The sequence below is a fragment of the Streptomyces sp. NPDC037271 genome (assembly GCF_055603605.1).
Map to the genome: position 1 here is coordinate 316,170 of NZ_JBVJVN010000003.1, position 16,331 is coordinate 332,500.

Sequence of the window (16,331 nt, forward strand, 5' to 3'; positions counted from 1 at the left end):
ACCCTGGCCGGATGCCGGTCAGAGTGCTCCTCGTCGACGACGAACCCCTCGTACGCGCAGGTCTGCGGGCCGTGCTGGAGGCGCAGCCCGACATCGAGGTGGTCGGTGAGGCCGCCGACGGGGCGGCGGTCATCCCGCTGGTGCGGCAGGTACGGCCGGACGTGGTCGCCATGGACGTCCGGATGCCCCTGATGGACGGCATCGAGGCCACGCGCGCGCTGCTGCGGACGATGACCGACCCGCCGAAGATCCTCGTGGTGACGACCTTCGAGAACGACGAGTACGTGTACGAGGCACTGCGCGCGGGCGCCGACGGGTTCCTGCTGAAGCGGGCCCGGCCGGCCGAGATCGTGCACGCGGTACGGCTGATCGCCGAGGGCGATTCCCTGCTGTTCCCGGCCTCGGTGCGGCAGCTCGCCGCCGAGTACGGCGACGACGGCGGTAACCGCGCGGCCCGCGCGGAGTTGGAGCGGGCGCAGCTGACCGAGCGGGAGGGCGAGGTGCTGCGGCTGATGGCGCGCGGGCTGTCGAACGCGGAGATCGCCGCCCGGCTGACCGTGGGTACGGAGACGGTGAAGTCGCATGTCAGCGCCGTACTGTCGAAGCTGGGGGCGCGGGATCGCACACAGGCGGTGATCACGGCGTACGAGTCGGGTTTCGTGGCGCCGGGGTGAGGCACCGCGGCATTCCGGGAAGGGGCGGACCGGCACTCGCCGGGGCGGAGCGGGCCGAGTACGATCCGGCCAACACGCGCACGAGCTGGGAGGACTGACGTTGGGCGGGCTGACCGGCGGGGATCCGTCGCTGCTGCGGAGGATCAACTCCGCTGTGGTACTGCACGCGTTGCGTGCCACGGACTGCGCGACGCTGACCGAGATCACCCGGGTGACGGGACTGTCCCGGCCGACCGTCGAGGGTGTCGTCGAGGGGCTCATCGAGGCGGGTCTCGTCGTCGAGGCGGCCGCCGACGAGGGCGCGGCCCGGCGGCAGGGGCGGCCCGCGCGACGGTTCCGGTTCCGGGCGGAGGCCGGGCATCTGCTGGGTCTCGAGATCGGGCCGCACCGCGTCGCCGCGCTCCTGTCCGGCCTGGACGGCCGGGTGATCGGCGCTCAGGCCAAGGACGTCGACGAGACCGCCTCGGCCGACGAGCGGCTGGAGCGGCTGCGCACCGCCGTCGCCGAGTTGCTGCGCCGGGCCGGTGTCGCGCGCGGCTCGTTGCGTGCCGTGGGGGCGGCCACGCCCGGGATCGTGGAGGCGGACGGCACGGTGCGGCTGAGCACCGCGCTGCCCGAGTGGACAGGGCTGCGCCTGGGCGAGCGGCTGAGCCGTTCCTTCAAGTGCCCGGTGCTGGTCGAGAACGACGCGAACGCGGCGGCGGTCGCCGAGCACTGGAAGGGCGCCGCCACCGAGTCCGACGACGTCGTGTTCGTGCTGGCCGGGCTGAGTCCGGGGGCCGGGGCGCTGATCGGCGGGCGGCTGCACCGGGGGTACGGCGGGGCGGCCGGCGAGATCGGCGCGCTGCATCTGCTGGGCCGGGAGGTGACGCCGGAGACACTGTTGTCCACCACGGACCAGCCGCTGCATCCCCTGGACGAGCAGGCGGTGGCCAAGGTGTTCGCCGAGGCCCGCGAGGGCGACCAGCGGGCCCGCGCGGCCGTCGAGCGTTTCATCCAGCGTCTGGTGCACGACGTGGCGGCGCTGGTGCTGGCCCTCGACCCGGAACTGGTCGTCATCGGCGGCTGGGCGGCCGGGCTGGACGGCGTACTGGAACCGTTGCGACGGGAGCTGGCCCGCTACTGCCTGCGCCCGCCGCGGGTGACCCTGTCGCTCCTGGGCGAGGCCGCCGTTGCGACGGGTTCGCTGCGACTGGCCCTCGACCATGTGGAGGAGCAGCTGTTCGCGGTAGAGGGCGCGACGGCACGCCGCTGACCCGCCGATGCCCGGCCCGGGGCGGTCAGGAGGCCCTGGTCTCGGGGCCGTGGTGGATCTCCACGTCGCCGGAGTCCCCGAACGTCAGCCGGCAGGTGTCCGCGCGGTACGTGGCGACGGAGAGCGCGGCGGTGCGGCCCTTGGCCAGGTAGCGGGTGGTGACCACGAGGACGGGTGCCCCCGGAAGGCGGTCCAGTTCCTTCGCGTCCTCCGCGCCGGCCGATCCCAGCTCCACGGCGCTCTCCTGCCGCTCCAGTTCTCCGCGCCGCAGCTCGCGGAGCACGGCACGCGCGCGTGCGGCGCCGGAGGGCGCGTCGATGGAGGTGAGGTCGGGCACCGAGGCCGGTGGGATGTACAGAAGCTCCGCCGCGACGGGCTGGCCGTGCGTCACGCGGGAGCGGCGCACGGTGTGCACGGGCTCGTCCCGGCCGGTGTCCAGCGCGTCGGCGACGGCCGCCGGCGGAGCCGCCAGGGTGCAGTCGGCCGAATGCCAGGCGTCGTCGGAGGTCCCGGGCCAGACGTGCTGCCGGGTGCCGACGGCCACGCCGACACGTGGCGGGGCGACGGTCGTGCCGACGCCGCGTCGGCGCTGGAGCCTGCCTTCCAGTTCGAGCTGTTCCAGGGCCTGGCGGAGCGTGGCGCGGGCGACCCCGAAGCGGGCGGCGAGATCCCGCTCGTTGGGCAGGATCTCACCCACCGAGAACTCCGAGTCCAGGGCTTCGCTGAGGACGGTCCTGAGATGCCAGTACTTCGGTTCCGCCACCGATCCCAACTGCGTGGTCCCCACCCTGTCCTCCGCAATCGCCGTGGTCCGGCGGCGTTTTGACGCCCTTGTTTATTAAAGGTTGTTGTAGTTCTCTGCGACGATAAAACGGCCCACACCCTTGGTCAAGACCAACCCTGCGGCAGGGCGACGAGGCCCCCGTCACAGGACGGGGGCTCGGGCCGCGGCGGGGAGGCGCTCCGGTCAGGCGAGGGCGGCCAGGGAACGCAGTTTGTCGGGGTTGCGGACGATGTACACCGCCTGGATCCGGCCGTCGGCCACGTCCAGCTGGAACACGGAGTCGGGCGTGCCCGCGGACAGGACCAGCAGGGCCGGGCCGCCGTTGAGTTCCACGGGGCGGAAGGAGACGTCCGGAATCCCCTTCTGCGCGGCGCCGAGCAGGAAGCGGCCCACCTTGTCCGCGCTCTCCACCACGCGCAGCGGCGCCCTGGACTTGCCACCGCTGTCGCCCACCAGGCGGACGTCCGGAGCGAGCAGCGCCATCAGCCCTTCGAGGTCGCCGTCGGCCGCGGCGGCGAGGAAGCGTTCGGTGAGGTCCCGGCGCTGCGCGGGATCGACGTCGTAGCGGGGCCGCCGCTCGTCGACGTGCTTGCGGGCCCGCCCGGCGAGCTGGCGCACCGCGGCCTCCCCGCGCTCCAGCATGGCGGCGATCTCGGCGTACGGGTATCCGAACGCCTCCCTCAGGACGAACACCGCCCGCTCCAGCGGCGACAGCGACTCCAGGACGACGAGGACGGCGAAGGACACGGAGTCGGCGAGGACGGCCCGCTGCGGAGTCCGGCACGGTGTCCCCGAAGTCGGTGACGTAGGGCTCGGGCAGCCACGGGCCGACGTACGTCTCGCCCCGCGACTTGATCTGGCGCAGCCGGTCGATGGCGAGGCGGGTGGTGACGCGCACCAGGTAGCCGCGCGGTTCGCGGACGCCGGACCGGTCGGCACCGGACCAGCGCAGCCAGGCCTCCTGGACCACGTCCTCCGCGTCGGCCAGCCGGCCCAGCATGCGGTAGGCGACTCCCAGGAGGACGGGGCGGTGCTCTTCGAAGACGTCGGTCGCGGTGTCGGTGGTCACCGCCCCATCCCAGCGGACTCGTCCGGCCGTGTCCAGGCGGAGCCGCCCGTACCCGCCACCCTGCCGGCGAAGGCCGGCGAAGGCCGGCGAAGGCCGGCGACCGGGGGCTACCCGTCGGTAGCTCTTGCTGACACTCTGTCTATGCAACGCCGCCATCGTCCACGCGTTCCCCAAGACATGCGTTCCCTACGACACATGCCACACGAACACGCGTTCCCGACAAGGAGCCACATGTCCGCGACGCTCTCCTTCACGGCCCCCACCGAGCACGGCCCACGGGACATCACCCTCGCCTACGCGCGCGTGGGCACCGGCGAGCCGCTGCTTGTGCTGCACGGCATCGGCCATCACCGGCAGGCCTGGGACCCGGTGGTCGACATCCTCGCGACCGAGCGCGAGGTGATAGCCGTGGATCTGCCCGGATTCGGGCAGTCGGCCGCACTGCCCCACGGACTGCCGCACGATCTGCCGACGACGACCGCCCTGCTCCACGCCTTCTGCGCGGCCCTGGGAGTCGACCGGCCGCACGTGGCCGGCAACTCGCTGGGCGGCCTGCTGGCCCTGGAACTCGGCCGCCAGAACCTGGCGCGTTCGGTGACGGCCCTGTCACCGGCCGGGTTCTGGACGCAGGCCGAGCGGCGCTACGCCTTCGGCATGCTGACGGGGATGCGCCGGACCGCCCGGAATCTGCCCCTGCCCCTCGTCGAGCGACTCTCCCGCACGGCGATCGGCCGCACCGCCCTGACGAGTACGATCTACGCCCGTCCCGGCCGCCGCTCCCCCGAGGCCGTGGTCGCCGAGACGCTCGCGCTCGCGCGTGCCGAGGGGTTCGACGAGACGCTCCGGGCCGGACGGAGCGTGCTGTTCACCGACGACGTCCCCGGCATCCCCGTCACGGTGGCGTGGGGCAACCGGGACCGGTTGCTCCTGCCCCGGCAGGGCATACGCGCCAAGCGCACCATTCCGCGGGCCCGGCTGGTGCGACTGCCCGGCTGCGGTCACGTCCCGATGAACGACGACCCGGCGCTGGTCGCCCGCGTCCTCCTGGACGGCAGCCGCGCTCAGGAGGTGCGAGCCCTGAGGGCCTCCTTCAGCACGGCCGGGTCGTAGGGCATGCCCACATGCGGCGTGCGGTCGTCCGGGGCGAAGTCCCGCAGGAAGATGGTGTCGACGTAGCGGCCCTCGGCCTTCGAGGAGTTCGACCGCTCCAGGTATCTGGCGCGCGAGGTTCGACAGGCCCTGGGCGGTGACCCGTGGTTGCCGAGCGCGATGCCGGCGAACGTGTGCGCCTCGGGGCCTCCGCCCAGGGCGTTCAGGTGACAGCGCGGCATCGTGCCGCCCTGCGAGAAGCCGACGAGGGTCATCGACGACCTGCCGTGCGCCCGTGCGCCGCAGATTCGCACGAGTCACACGGCCAGTCGTGCGGCGGCCGCGCGCAGCAGGCGCACGTACCGGCTCTCCCTGACCGGGTGGGCCACCCGCCCCGTCAGGGCCCGCTCGGCGCAGTCCAGGCTGCGCCGGAACGCCGCGTCGTGCAGCGGCCGGACGACCAGGACCCAGCCCAGCCAGCGCACCCCCCGCGGACGGACCACAAGGGTGTTCCGCAGCACGGTCCGCCGCCCGTCGAGGCATTCGACGCTGAACTCGTGGAAGCCCTCGAACCCCCGCGGACCGGTGAAACGGAACCGCACCCACCGACCCGGCACGTAGTGGCTCACCACATACCGCACCGGTCCGTGGCCACCGGGAACGCCCACGGCGAGAGGCCCCTCGAAGCGTACGGGCGGCCAGTCCGGTGGCCAGAGGCGGTCGTCCTCGCTGCCCAGCGAGTCGATCAGTACGCCGACCTCTTCGGGGGGAGCGGGCAGGGAGCGTTCATGAACGTTGAGCACGGCGATCACGGAATCCAGACTGCCAGCACGCATCCGTCCGGAGGTCCCCCGAAAGGGCATCCCAAAAGCACGCCCGGAGCGCGCGTTCCGGGCCGTGCGCCGTCGTCCACGCGTCAACGCGCTGTCGGGAGAGGGCTGTTGTGCGTGGGGGGTGCGGCGGGGCCCGAGCGTAAGGACAGATGAGACGGACACAGTCGGCACGGCTCACAGCGAGGGGAAGTCGGTCATGGAGGAAGGGTCCGAGTTACCCGGGTCCGGTGGCGAGGGCGCGCGCCGGGCCTCCGTCCCACCGGCGGCGTTGCCCGGGTCGTGGCAGCCACTGCTCGGCCGGCCCGGCCTGGCGGATCTGCTCGGGCATCCTCTCGCGGGTGCCGCGCTGACGGAGATGCGCCGGCTGCCGCCCCGCGTGGCCGTGCACTCCCTGCGTACTTTCCTGCTGGCGGACGCCTGTGCGCGCACCCGGGGGACGGTCTACGACCGGGTCGGGCTGCTGGCCGCCGCGGCGTTCCACGACGCCGGACTGGTGGGGCGCGCCCCGCTCGGGCACGGCGGGTTCCCGGGTCGTTCCGCGGAGTTGCTCGACCTCTTCCTGGCCGGGCACGCGGTGGGCGCCGAACGGCGCAGGACCCTGACCCGCGCGGTGCGCGAGCACATGCGGCCGTTCCCCGCGCGCGACGCCGGGCCCGAGGCGCGGCTGCTGCACTTCGGTGCGTGGCTCGACGTCACCGGGCGCGGCGAGCGCCTGGTGCCGGGAGACCGGCGCCGGCTGTCCGGGCTGGCGCCCACTCCCTGGTTCGCCGTCTCCTTCTCCGCCCGGGTGGCGGCCTGCGGGCTGCGCCGGGTGCTGCCCGCGTCCGTGGTCGCCCGCCGGTGACCGCGGAGCCGGACAACTCGCTTCTCCCGTCGCGAAAGGAACCGCAGACATGCAAGAGGACCAGCGTGTTTTCGATGTCGCCATCGTCGGTGGCGGCATCGGCGGGACGATGCTGGGGGCCGTGCTCGCACGCCACGGTGTGCGCGTGCTGCTGCTGGAGGGCAGCGGACACCCCCGCTTCGCCATCGGAGAGTCCACCGTCCCCGAGACCACGTTCGGCCTGCGGGTGCTGGCCCGCCGCTACGGCGTCCCGGAGATCGAGCACCTGGCGACCAACGGGACGCTGCGCCGTCACGTGTCGTCGAACTGCGGAGTCAAACGGAACTTCAGCTTCGTCTACCACCGCGAGGGCGAGCCGACCCGGCCCGACGAGTGCACCCAGTACCCCACCTGGGGCCCGCCGCTGGGTCCCGACTCGCACTACTTCCGGCAGGACGTGGACGCGTACATGTTCCACGTCGCCGTGTCCTACGGCGTCACCGCGTACACCCACACGCTCGTCGACGACGTGAAGTTCGAGGAGGACGGCGCCACCCTGGTCACCCGGGACCGGGGCACCTTCCGGGCGTCGTACGTGGTCGACGCCGGCGGGATGCGGGCCGTGCTGCCCGAGCGGCTCGGGCTGCGGCAGGAGCCGCCGTACCGCACCCGGTCGCGCACGATCTTCACGCACATGGTGGACGTGCGCCCCTTCGACACCGTGGCACCGCCGCGCGAGCAGCACGGAATGCCCAGTCCGTTCAGCCAGGGGACGCTCCACCACATGTTCCGGAGCGGCTGGTTGTGGGTGATCCCGTTCGACAACCAGTCGACGAGCACCAGCGAGCTGTGCAGCGTCGGCGTCAACCTGGATCTGGACCGGTACCCGCGTCCGGACGACGTCTCGGCGGAGGAGGAGTTCTGGCACCATGTGCGCCGGTTCCCCAGTGTGGCGCGGCAGTTCGAGCGGGCGCGGGCGGTGCGGCCGTACGTGTCGACCGATCGCACGCAGTTCGCCTCGCAGAAGGTCGTCGGCGACCGGTGGTGCCTGCTGCCGCACGCCAGTGACTTCATCGACCCGCTCTTCTCCAGCGGCCTCGCGGTCACCGTGATGGCGCTCAACGCGCTGGGCCATCGGCTCATCGAGGCGGTGCGCCAGGACGACTTCGACACCGCCCGGTTCGCGTACCTGGACCACTGGACCAAGCGCATGTTCCGGTTCTACGACGACCTGGTCTCCTGCAGCTACGTCTCGTTCGACGACTTCGACCTGTGGAACGCCTGGAACCGGGTGTGGACCATCACCACGCTGTACGGGACCAACGCCCAGAACCAGGCCGCCGTGGCGTTCGAGAAGACGCACGACCCCACCTGCTTCGACGCGCTGGAACTGCCCCCGTACCGGGGCCTCCAGGGAGTCGACAACCCGTGGGTGGAGCGACTGTTCGACCAGGCGCGGGACGCCGTACTGGCTTACCGGGCGGGGACATCCACGAAGGAACGGACCATCGCGCGCATCTACGAGCTGCTGCGCGAGAGCGAGCTGTGCCCCGCGGTGTGGGGCACCCTCGATCCCGAAGACCGCTGCCCCTCCGGTGTGTTCACCCTGTGGCCGCTGATGAGGATCCTGTTGTGGGGCAGGTTCCGCTCACCGCGGCACGTGCGCGGGTCCTACTTCACCGGCGGCGCCCGGATGGTGGGCAGGGAGGCCGTCCAGGCGTACACCACCGAACTGCGCGCCGGCGGCTCCCTAGTGCACCAGACCGTACGGGACATGTGGTTCAACTGGAACCGTGACTGGACCCGGCGTCCGGCTCCGCGGAAATGACCGCGAAGAATCATTCCTGCCGACCGCGGGAGGTACACATTCCGGTTTGCCGCTCGAAGGCCTCGGGTAGGAAAACCACATGGCCGACAAATAGAAAGTCGGCCGCGGTTCTCCCTCCTCAATACGAGAGACAACGGGCTGCAAACCACGATGGCGAGACATTCCACCTGCCAATCGCCCGCTGAATGCTCCTGGGAAGACATCTTCCAGCATCAGGACCGCCTCATGCGGTTGGTTCGACGAAGACTGCCCAGCTTTCAGGACGCCGAGGACTGCGTTCAGGAAACGATGGCCCGCGCAGCCGCCCACGCCGCGCTGGACAAGAATCGACTCGGTTCCTTCCTGACGTCCGTGGCACTTCGCCTCTGCATCGACTTCTACCGTGACATGGAGCGTCGCAGCAGACTTCTGCAGCGTGCGGCACCCATGGACGCCTCCGGGACGACCGAGGAGGACGTCTGCGACGAGGACTTCGGCAGATGGCTGCTGGGCCAGGTACAACACCTGCGCGGGCGGGAACAGGAGGTCATACTCGCTCGCTCCGAGGGAATTTCCACTGCGGAATTCGCCCGCATGCACAACATTTCCGTCAAGGCGGCCGAGGCCGCCTTCACCAGAGGCCGCGCCCGACTCAAAAACGCGTGCGCGAAAGCCTTGGAAGGCTGCACCCAATAACGGGGCGAATCCTCCTCCCTCTTCCTCACCGATCCCCGTTCGATGCCATCCCCACTCTCATCGCATCTCATCGCAGGAAAACGGAAAGGGATTCCACTCATGTCCAACAACAAAAACATCCAGGACATTTTCAAGGACCTGGTCGGCAATATGGCCGACAGCAGCAAGGAAGCCTTCGACGACATCCTCAACCGGTCCGACAGGCCCGGGTCGTCCGGGTCAGGCAACCCCGTCGACACGCTGGCCGGGCTGCCGGCGAACGTGCTCGGTGCCCTGGCCGGCACGGTCAACCCGGCTGCCGCACTCGCGGGCGCCGCGAACCCTCTGGCGGCCCTCGCGGGCAACCCCCTGGCCGCGCTGGGCGCAGTCGGCGGCGGCAACCCGCTCGCGGGCCTCGCCGGAGGAGCCGCGAGCCAGCTGGGGAACATCGCCGGCGGCGCACAGAACCCCCTGGCCGCGCTCGCCGGCGGCGCACAGAACCCCTTGGCCGCGCTCGCCGGCGCCGCGGGAGGGGCCAACCCGCTCGCCGCGCTCAGCGGGGCGGGCAACCCCCTCGCCGTCCTGGGCGGCGCCGCCAACCCCCTCGCCGCCGTCGGCGGTGCGGCCGGCGCCCTCGGCGGGCTCGGGCAGCTGGCCGGAGGCCTCGGACAGGCCGCCGGCGGGGTCGGCGACCTCATGTCGCTCCCGTCCCAGCTCACCCAGCTGCTCCAGGTGCTGCCCAAGCTCATCGAGGCGCTCCAGGGCCTGCAGAACCTGGCCGGCCCGCCGGCCCAGGGCGGTCAGTCCGCGTCCTCGGGCTGACCGGTCGTGCCGTCGTCCCGGCCGGCCGGCCGGGACGGGCACGCCGACCGCCCGCCCGTCCCGGATCCCGTCCTGAGGAGGATGACACGCGATGGCGTCTGTCGTCGGCGATCGGCTGCGTCTCGTGGTCAAGGTGCTGGGCGGCCTCGTGGCCGACGAGGTGGGACAGGCGGCCCGGCCGCGGAGACGTGCGGGACGGGACACGCGGTCCCCGGCGGAGGACGCCCCCGCCTCCGCCGGGTCCGCCGACGGCTCCGGCCCGGGCCGGTTCACCGGGGCGGAACAGCGCCGCGCCAAGGCGGTGCGGCAGGCCTTGGAGAGCCTCGGGCCCTTCTACGTGAAGCTCGGGCAGATCCTGTCCACCCGGCCGGACATGGTCCCGCAGTCGATCCGGGACGAGCTGCAGAACCTGCACGACCAGGTGGACGTCCAGCCGTTCTCGGTGTTCGAGCCGGTGCTGGCGCGGGACCTCGGTCCGGACTGGAAGCTGCGCTTCGACGACGTCGAGACCGTCGCCCCGCTCGGGGCGGCGTCCCTCGCCCAGGTCTACCGGGTGACGCTGCCCGGCGGACGCCCGGCCGTGGTCAAGATCCAGCGCCCCGGCATCCGGGAGGGCGTGCTCGCGGACATGGCCCTGATGCGCCGGGCGTCGAAGATCGTGGCCCGTGTCGCACCCCGGTTCAACGAGGTCATCGACATCGAGGCGATGCTCGGCTCCGTCTTCGACGCGATGGAGCCGGAGCTGGACTTCAACGGCGAGGCCCAGAACATGGACGAGGCCCGCGAGCACGTCCGGCAGTTCCGCTCGCTGGAGGTGCCCCGGGTGCTGCACGCCAGTCCCCGGGTCCTCGTCCAGTCGCTCGCCGACGGGAAGTCGGTACGGCACATCCACCGGAGCCACTTCACGGACGACGAGCGCGTCGAGATCGGCAAGGATCTCCTGCGCTTCATGTACCACGGGTACTTCGTCCACCGCTTCTTCCACGCCGACCCGCACGCGGGCAACGTCTTCGCCGCGCCCGGCGGACCCGCGACGCTGATCGACTGGGGCATGGTCGGCCGCCTGGACCGGCGTACCAGCCTGCAACTGCTGCCCCTCTTCATGACGTTGGCACAGAACGACGGCATCGGGCTGGCGCAGCACTGGGCGGAGATGGGCCGGATGACGCCGTGGGCCAACATGCCGGCGTTCGCCGCCGACATGGCCGCCTTCGTCCCCAAGGTCTCGCATCTGTCCCTGGAGGACATGAACTTCGGTGTCGCGCTCACCACCGTGCTGGCCAAGGCGACCAAACGGGGCATCGGTTCGCCGCCGGCGGTGTCGCTGCTGGGCAAGTCGTTCGCGAACCTCGACGGCTCGGTGCGCTGTCTGGCTCCCGAGATCACGCTGCCGGAGGTGTTCCAGGGCGAGGTGCCGAAGATCCTCTTCGCGCTGGGCCGGGAGTTCCTCGGCCGCAACCAGTTCGCCCGCAACTCCATGGAGCTGCTGCTGACCGCCGTCACCAGCCCCGAGCAGGTCCGAGGGGTGCTGTCCGACATCGCCAACCGCCAGTTCGCGCTGAACGTCCACGAGCCGCGGACCCCCGCCGCGATGGGCGGCCAGCGGCCCTCCCGTCCCTCCGGCGGACTGCTGGCGCTGGGCGCGCTGGCGATCCTGCTCAGCCGTCGCCGATCCCCCTGAGCCGGGCCCGGCGGCCGACGGACCGACATCACCGGGCACTACTGCCATCACCTCCACGCCACCGACACCACAGCCGCCACCGACACCACCGACACCACCGACACCACCGACACGGAGGGTTCTCATGCAGGAGACCGCACGGCCCACTCCCCCGCCCGGACCTGGCGTTCTCGTGCCGGACGGACTGTCCCGGGTCGCCCTCTGGACGGCGTCCGCGCACGCCGCGGAGCACGGCAGGCCGGCGCCGTACGTCCGCGATCCATGGGCCGCCGCGTTCGTGCGCGCGGCGGACTTCACCGGGGCTCCCCCGGGCGACGGCCCCCTCCAGCGGCTGCTCCCCGACTGGGCCGTGGTGCGCACCCGTTTCTACGACGAGTACCTGGTGTCGGCGGCTCGTTCGGGCTGCCGCCAGGTGGTTCTGCTCGGGGCCGGTCTCGACACCCGCGCCTTCCGGCTCGACTGGCCGGCCGACGTGCATGTCTTCGAGGTCGAGGATCCGGCGCTGCTGGCCTTCAAGGAGCACGTGCTGGACGGGGCGCCGCCGTCCTGCGGGCGGCGCACCACCGTCGGCGCCGATCCGGCCGGCTCCTGGGGCGGGGACCTGCTCGCCGCCGGGATGGACCCGGGCCGGCCCACCGCGTGGCTGTGCGAGACGCGTCTGTACCACCTCCAGCCGCACGCGGTGGAGGACATCGTCGCCGCGATGACGGATCTCTCCGCGCCGGGCAGCGCCTTCGGTGCCGAGTGCGTGAACGCCGGGGCCGCTTCCTCGTCGTTCGTGGCCCCGTTCCTGGAGGCGCTGTCGGCGACCGGGATCTCCTGGCACTGGCAGCTCGCCGAGCCGGAGGGCTGGTGGGGGGAGCACGGCTGGGACGCGCGGGTGGCCGACCTGTTCACGCTGCCGTACGCGGTGGATCGTCTGGCCCCGTATCTGCCGCTGGTCGGCGAGGCGGCGGCGAAGTGCGTGTTCCTGGCGACGGGGTCCGTGCGCGGCTCCTGCCGCTGAGGGACGGGACGGCACGGCAGGCCCCGGGCTCATGGTGACGTCCGGGGCCCTGCCGTGTCTCGTACCCGCTACGGCCGTTCCAGTTCCAGCAGTGCCGCGAGCCACAGGCCGGGGAGTTCGCCGGCGGTGTGCAGGGCCTCGTCGTGGATCACGGCGAGGCAGGCGGTGTCGTGCTGGCTCGTCAGCGTGGTCAGGCAGCGGATGCCGGCGCCGAGCCCGGAGTAGACGACGGCCCGGCGGGCGGCGTTGCCCCGGTGGACGAGGGCGCTGCCGAAGTTCACGCTGCTCACCGGTCCGGCGACGGACCGGCCGTTCACCATCCGGGTGCCGACCCGGGCGCCGACCGCCCGCGGCCCGGCCGCCAGCAGCAGGCGCAGGGCATCGCGCTGACGGCCGGTGCGCAGTGACCCGGTGCGGGCCACCACGCGCCGCAGGGCGTGCTGCGGGGACGGGGCGTCGCAGGGCAGCAGGACACGTGCGACGACGAGCCGGTTGCCCGGGGCGTACTCCTCGCCGGGCCCCCGCACCGACATCGGGACCGCGACCGGCAGCGGCGGATGGGCGGAGCCGGTGCTCTTCCGGTGCCAGGTGCCCACCGCGTGGGCGAGCGCTGCGAGGAAGACGTCGTTCACCGTGGCGCCGTGGGCTCGGCCGACGGCCCGCAGCCGCGTCACCGGGACGACCGCCTGGCACATGTCCGTCCGCCCGCCGAGCGGTACGTCGAAGGCCGGTTTGTCGCTCCGCCGGAAGGAGGCGGCCACGTCGCCGACGGCGTCGGCGAGGCCCCCGAGGGCCGGCCGGCCGCGGCGGTGCGGGGGCGGCCCGCCGCCGGGGTCGTCGTCGAGCAGGGCCCGCGCGGTGTGCGCGGCTCCCACGCCGTCCTGGAAGGTGTGGTCGGTGCGGTAGCACAGGCTGTGGCCGCCGGTGGGCCCATGCACCAGCCACACGTCCCAGGGCGGCCGGGTGTCCCCGCCCATGGGACGGGACAGCATCAGCCGACCGGCGCCCGAGCCGTCGTCGTCCCCGGGCAGCCAGGCCTCGTGCACGTGCTGCTCCACGTCGATCCGTCCGACACGGGAGAACGTCCGGCTCTTCCTGTCGATGCGGTAGCGCAACGCGGGGATGCGGGGCGCGCGTTCGGCGACGCGGGCGCGTACCGAGTCCAGGGTGGGGGCGGGGCCCGAGAATCCGAACAGGAAACCGGCCGGCAGCGGTCTGCCCCCCATCGCCAGGTGGTAGGCGACGTCGGCGGTGCCCATGGGCAGGGACGCCGGCAGACCGCCGTCGCCGCCGGGGTGGGGTGGGCGCATCAGGAACCTCTCTGTCGGTTGGAGGAGACGGCCGCCGTCCCGGGCGGCCGTCAGCACGCGTGGCGCGCGGCGCGCCCGAGTACGTCCACGTACGCGCGCAGCAGGGGCCGGGCGGGTCCGCGTACGGGCAGGCGCGGGGCCCTGGAGCGGTGCCAGGGCAGCGGTTCGCCGGGGTCCGGCTCACCCAGCAGGGCAGCGGCCACGTACGCGCCGTGCGCCACGGACAGGGCGAGGCCGTGTCCGCAGCAGCCGCCGACGTACCAGACGTCGGGGAATCCGTGGACCGGCCCGACCACCGGCAGGTCGTCGCCGGTCATGCCGATGCGGCCGGACCAGCGGTGGGTGACCCGTACCCGGGCGAGGTCGGGGTGCAGGGACCGCAGCCATGCCTCCAGCCGGGTCCAGGCGCGCTCCCGGAGGGACTGGAGCCGGGGAGCGCCGAGCCCGGCCGGGACCGTGGCGGTGCCGCCGCCCGCCACCAGGCCGCGGTCCGGGAGCAGTCGGAAGTACGGCGCCATCGGCACGGCGTCGACGACGGAGTACCCCGCGCGCCCGCCCAGCACCTCGTACGCCGGAGCGCTCAGCGGTTCGGTGGCGACGGCGTACACCTCCAGCGGCAGGATCGTGCCGACCGGCAGATCCAGTGACCGTGCGGCGGAGTTGACGGCCAGCACCGCCTGGCGGGCGTAGAGCCGGCCGTGCGGGAGGACCAGTTCCGGTCCGACCAGGTCGCCGGGGCGCAGCGCCAGCAGCGGGCTGTGGCCGTAGAACCGCACGCCCTTGTCGGCGCAGGCGCGGGCGAGGGCACGGGTCAGGGCGGCCGGGTCCAGGGTGGCGGCGGGGCGGTGCAGGAGAGCGGCCCGGAACGGCACACCCACGCGGTCTCGGATGCCGGCCTCGGTGAGGACGGGGACGTCCAGGCCCAGTTCGCGGCAGGCGCGGGCCCGGCGGGCCAGTGCCACCAGGCCCGCGGACGAGCGCGTGGCCATGAGCTGGTCGCCGGTTCGCAGCCCGCAGGGCACGTCGAGCCGGGCGCACAGGTCGAGGACGTCCTGTACCGCCCGCTCACTGGCCCGGTGCATCCGGCGCGCCGTCCGCGGGCCGAAGCGGCGCACCGCCCGGTCGACGGCGGGGCCGGCCCGGGGGCCCAGCAGACCGGTGCCCCGGCCGCTGGCCCCCGCGGCCGGGTGTTCGGCGTCCACCACGGCGATGTCGAGCCCGGGGGCGCGTTCCGCCAGGTGGTAGGCGCAGGACAGCCCGGCCAGACCGGCCCCGACGACGGCCACGTCCGCGGTGACCACGCCGTGCAGCTGGGGGTGCGGCGGCAGTTCCGCCGGGTCCCAGTACGGCGTTCCGGCCGGCGAGCTGTTCATCCGGCGGCGTCCGGCACCGGCTCGGTCAGCGCGCCGAACCGGCGGTCGTGCCACAGCAGGGGCCGTCCGCCGCCCACGTGCACGGCGGCGACCCGGCCGACGACGAGGTGGTGGTCACCGTAGCGGCGCACGTCCTCGGTGAGGCACACCGACCAGGCGAGCGCCCCGGCCAGCACGGGGGCGCCCAGCACCTGCCGGGTGCCGGTCCCGGCGAACCGCTCGGCCGCGGTCGTCGTGGGGGACGCGAACCGGCCCGCCAGCTCCTGTTGTTCCTCACGCAGCAGGTGCACGGCGAAGGCCCGGCGGGCGCGGACGGCGGCGAGGGTGCGGGAGCCGTCGCGCAGGCAGACCAGGAGCAGCGGCGGGCGTGCGGAGAGCGAGGTGACGGCGGAGACCGTCATGCCGAGGGGGCCGTCCTCGCCGCGGGCGGTCACGACGGTCACCCCGGCGGCCAGCTTGGCGTAGAGGCCGAGGCAGCGGGCGGCACCCGGTCCCGGTTCCGCGTGCAGCGGTTCCCCGTTCAACGGGCGCCCGTGCGGCGGTTCCGCGAGGAACGGTTGCTCGTGCGGCGGTTCCGCGAGCAGCGGTCGCTCGTGCGGCGGTTCCTCCCGCGGTGGACAGACGGCCGGAGGCGGGGCCCCGGTGGTCGTCGCCCGGTCAGCCACGAGCCGCAGCCGCGCGTTCATCGATCACCTCCGCGTTCGCCAGGCCCCGGAGCACGCGGGCGATGTTGGTCCGCACGGTCGACTCGGCCACCGGGTCGAGGATCTCTGCCAGGGAGGGGATGCCGAGGTCGAAGGCGGCGGTGAAGACGACGAGCGTGCCACCGTCCCCGGGTTCGCAGCGCCAGCTCCCCTCGAAGGTCTGGAAGTCGCCGCTGAGCTGCTCGAAGGCGAGGGAGCAGGTCTCTGGCGCGTAGGTGTCGCGTTCCCGCCACCGCATCAGGCCGCCCCGGAACTCGACGGTCCAGTCCGAGACCGTCGAGCCGTCGGGCAGCGGAGGCTCGACGCGCACCTCGCGGAAGGTGTCGCTGTACTCGGGGTAGCGGCGGAAGTCGGTGATGCGTCGGTAGACGTCGGCGGGTGCCAGACCGTCGGCGAGGGCGTGCAGGACCACATGGCGCATGGGTC

Annotated in this window: 16 protein-coding genes and 1 pseudogene; 9 read left to right on the plus strand and 8 right to left on the minus strand. The window is 73.0% G+C overall.

The window, feature by feature from the left end; genetic code table 11:
• Positions 1-11: 11 nt before the first annotated feature.
• Together ACZ7G3_RS09225 and ACZ7G3_RS09230 are read left to right on the plus strand one after the other, a co-directional pair.
• Positions 12-674 (plus strand): response regulator transcription factor, encoded by a 663-nt coding sequence (locus tag ACZ7G3_RS09225; RefSeq protein WP_426598499.1) that lies wholly within the window; start codon positions 12-14, stop codon positions 672-674.
• A gap of 100 nt (positions 675-774) precedes the next feature.
• Complete coding sequence (locus ACZ7G3_RS09230) at positions 775-1,929, plus strand: ROK family transcriptional regulator (RefSeq protein ID WP_426598500.1); 1,155 nt, start codon at positions 775-777, stop codon at positions 1,927-1,929.
• 25 nt (positions 1,930-1,954) lie between these two features.
• On the opposite strand, the gene ACZ7G3_RS09235 is transcribed toward ACZ7G3_RS09230, so the two are convergent.
• Both ACZ7G3_RS09235 and ACZ7G3_RS09240 read right to left on the minus strand, forming a co-directional pair.
• Positions 1,955-2,716, minus strand: a complete 762-nt coding sequence (locus ACZ7G3_RS09235) for a GntR family transcriptional regulator (protein ID WP_470924378.1) — start codon at positions 2,714-2,716, stop codon at positions 1,955-1,957.
• A gap of 180 nt (positions 2,717-2,896) precedes the next feature.
• Positions 2,897-3,782, minus strand: a pseudogene (locus tag ACZ7G3_RS09240) (RNA polymerase sigma-70 factor).
• Positions 3,783-4,013: 231 nt separating this feature from the next.
• Between ACZ7G3_RS09240 and ACZ7G3_RS09245 the strand changes: the two are divergent.
• A complete protein-coding gene (locus tag ACZ7G3_RS09245) occupies positions 4,014-4,892 on the plus strand; it encodes an alpha/beta fold hydrolase (protein ID WP_470924379.1) in 879 nt (292 codons plus the stop codon).
• On the opposite strand, the gene ACZ7G3_RS09250 is transcribed toward ACZ7G3_RS09245, so the two are convergent.
• Positions 4,844-5,146 (minus strand): hypothetical protein, encoded by a 303-nt coding sequence (locus ACZ7G3_RS09250; RefSeq protein WP_470924381.1) that lies wholly within the window; start codon positions 5,144-5,146, stop codon positions 4,844-4,846. The genes ACZ7G3_RS09245 and ACZ7G3_RS09250 overlap by 49 nt on opposite strands.
• 42 nt (positions 5,147-5,188) lie before the next feature.
• Positions 5,189-5,680 carry an SRPBCC family protein gene (locus ACZ7G3_RS09255; protein ID WP_470924550.1) on the minus strand — a complete coding sequence of 164 codons (492 nt, stop codon included), beginning with the start codon at positions 5,678-5,680 and terminating at the stop codon, positions 5,189-5,191.
• A gap of 220 nt (positions 5,681-5,900) precedes the next feature.
• Here ACZ7G3_RS09255 and ACZ7G3_RS09260 point away from each other — a divergent pair, with 220 nt between their 5' ends.
• The 6 genes from ACZ7G3_RS09260 (at position 5,901) to ACZ7G3_RS09285 (ending at position 12,518) form a co-directional block, all read left to right on the plus strand.
• Positions 5,901-6,548 carry a hypothetical protein gene (locus tag ACZ7G3_RS09260; RefSeq protein WP_470924382.1) on the plus strand — a complete coding sequence of 216 codons (648 nt, stop codon included), beginning with the start codon at positions 5,901-5,903 and terminating at the stop codon, positions 6,546-6,548.
• A 49-nt stretch (positions 6,549-6,597) separates the two neighbouring features.
• Positions 6,598-8,355: an NAD(P)/FAD-dependent oxidoreductase gene (locus tag ACZ7G3_RS09265; RefSeq protein WP_470924384.1), complete on the plus strand. Its 1,758-nt coding sequence runs from the start codon at positions 6,598-6,600 to the stop codon at positions 8,353-8,355.
• A 150-nt stretch (positions 8,356-8,505) separates the two neighbouring features.
• Entirely contained in the window at positions 8,506-9,030 is a 525-nt protein-coding gene (locus ACZ7G3_RS09270; protein WP_426598507.1) for an RNA polymerase sigma factor, read from the plus strand.
• A 99-nt stretch (positions 9,031-9,129) separates the two neighbouring features.
• On the plus strand, positions 9,130-9,831 hold the full coding sequence (locus tag ACZ7G3_RS09275; RefSeq protein ID WP_470924386.1) for a hypothetical protein: 702 nt from the start codon (positions 9,130-9,132) through the stop codon (positions 9,829-9,831).
• A 91-nt stretch (positions 9,832-9,922) separates the two neighbouring features.
• Positions 9,923-11,512 (plus strand): ABC1 kinase family protein, encoded by a 1,590-nt coding sequence (locus tag ACZ7G3_RS09280; RefSeq protein ID WP_470924388.1) that lies wholly within the window; start codon positions 9,923-9,925, stop codon positions 11,510-11,512.
• 124 nt (positions 11,513-11,636) lie between these two features.
• Complete coding sequence (locus tag ACZ7G3_RS09285) at positions 11,637-12,518, plus strand: SAM-dependent methyltransferase (RefSeq protein WP_470924391.1); 882 nt, start codon at positions 11,637-11,639, stop codon at positions 12,516-12,518.
• A gap of 68 nt (positions 12,519-12,586) precedes the next feature.
• On the opposite strand, the gene ACZ7G3_RS09290 is transcribed toward ACZ7G3_RS09285, so the two are convergent.
• The 4 genes from ACZ7G3_RS09290 to ACZ7G3_RS09305 are packed head-to-tail and all read right to left on the minus strand — an operon-like array spanning position 12,587 to position 16,326.
• A complete protein-coding gene (locus tag ACZ7G3_RS09290; protein WP_470924393.1) occupies positions 12,587-13,828 on the minus strand; it encodes a wax ester/triacylglycerol synthase domain-containing protein in 1,242 nt (413 codons plus the stop codon).
• 50 nt (positions 13,829-13,878) lie between these two features.
• The gene (locus tag ACZ7G3_RS09295; RefSeq protein WP_470924395.1) at positions 13,879-15,201 is read right to left on the minus strand and encodes an NAD(P)/FAD-dependent oxidoreductase; all 1,323 of its coding nucleotides are present in this window, start codon (positions 15,199-15,201) and stop codon (positions 13,879-13,881) included.
• Positions 15,198-15,887 carry a flavin reductase family protein gene (locus tag ACZ7G3_RS09300; RefSeq protein ID WP_470924397.1) on the minus strand — a complete coding sequence of 230 codons (690 nt, stop codon included), beginning with the start codon at positions 15,885-15,887 and terminating at the stop codon, positions 15,198-15,200. Before ACZ7G3_RS09300 ends, ACZ7G3_RS09295 begins: the two co-directional genes overlap by 4 nt.
• Positions 15,859-16,326, minus strand: coding sequence for an aromatase/cyclase (locus ACZ7G3_RS09305; protein WP_470924399.1), 468 nt, complete (start codon positions 16,324-16,326; stop codon positions 15,859-15,861). Before ACZ7G3_RS09305 ends, ACZ7G3_RS09300 begins: the two co-directional genes overlap by 29 nt.
• Positions 16,327-16,331 lie beyond the last annotated feature (5 nt).

Bases quoted from the DNA above. Each gene is read 5' to 3' on its own strand.
- ACZ7G3_RS09275 (WP_470924386.1), top strand. From the start codon at position 9,130: ATGTCCAACAACAAAAACATCCAGGACATTTTCAAGGACCTGGTCGGC.
- ACZ7G3_RS09285 (WP_470924391.1), top strand. From the start codon at position 11,637: ATGCAGGAGACCGCACGGCCCACTCCCCCGCCCGGACCTGGCGTTCTC.
- ACZ7G3_RS09260 (WP_470924382.1), top strand. From the start codon at position 5,901: ATGGAGGAAGGGTCCGAGTTACCCGGGTCCGGTGGCGAGGGCGCGCGC.
- ACZ7G3_RS09290 (WP_470924393.1), bottom strand. From the start codon at position 13,828: ATGCGCCCACCCCACCCCGGCGGCGACGGCGGTCTGCCGGCGTCCCTG.
- ACZ7G3_RS09225 (WP_426598499.1), top strand. From the start codon at position 12: ATGCCGGTCAGAGTGCTCCTCGTCGACGACGAACCCCTCGTACGCGCA.
- ACZ7G3_RS09270 (WP_426598507.1), top strand. From the start codon at position 8,506: ATGGCGAGACATTCCACCTGCCAATCGCCCGCTGAATGCTCCTGGGAA.
- ACZ7G3_RS09245 (WP_470924379.1), top strand. From the start codon at position 4,014: ATGTCCGCGACGCTCTCCTTCACGGCCCCCACCGAGCACGGCCCACGG.
- ACZ7G3_RS09250 (WP_470924381.1), bottom strand. From the start codon at position 5,146: ATGACCCTCGTCGGCTTCTCGCAGGGCGGCACGATGCCGCGCTGTCAC.
- ACZ7G3_RS09265 (WP_470924384.1), top strand. From the start codon at position 6,598: ATGCAAGAGGACCAGCGTGTTTTCGATGTCGCCATCGTCGGTGGCGGC.
- ACZ7G3_RS09300 (WP_470924397.1), bottom strand. From the start codon at position 15,887: ATGAACGCGCGGCTGCGGCTCGTGGCTGACCGGGCGACGACCACCGGG.
- ACZ7G3_RS09305 (WP_470924399.1), bottom strand. From the start codon at position 16,326: ATGCGCCATGTGGTCCTGCACGCCCTCGCCGACGGTCTGGCACCCGCC.
- ACZ7G3_RS09280 (WP_470924388.1), top strand. From the start codon at position 9,923: ATGGCGTCTGTCGTCGGCGATCGGCTGCGTCTCGTGGTCAAGGTGCTG.
- ACZ7G3_RS09295 (WP_470924395.1), bottom strand. From the start codon at position 15,201: ATGAACAGCTCGCCGGCCGGAACGCCGTACTGGGACCCGGCGGAACTG.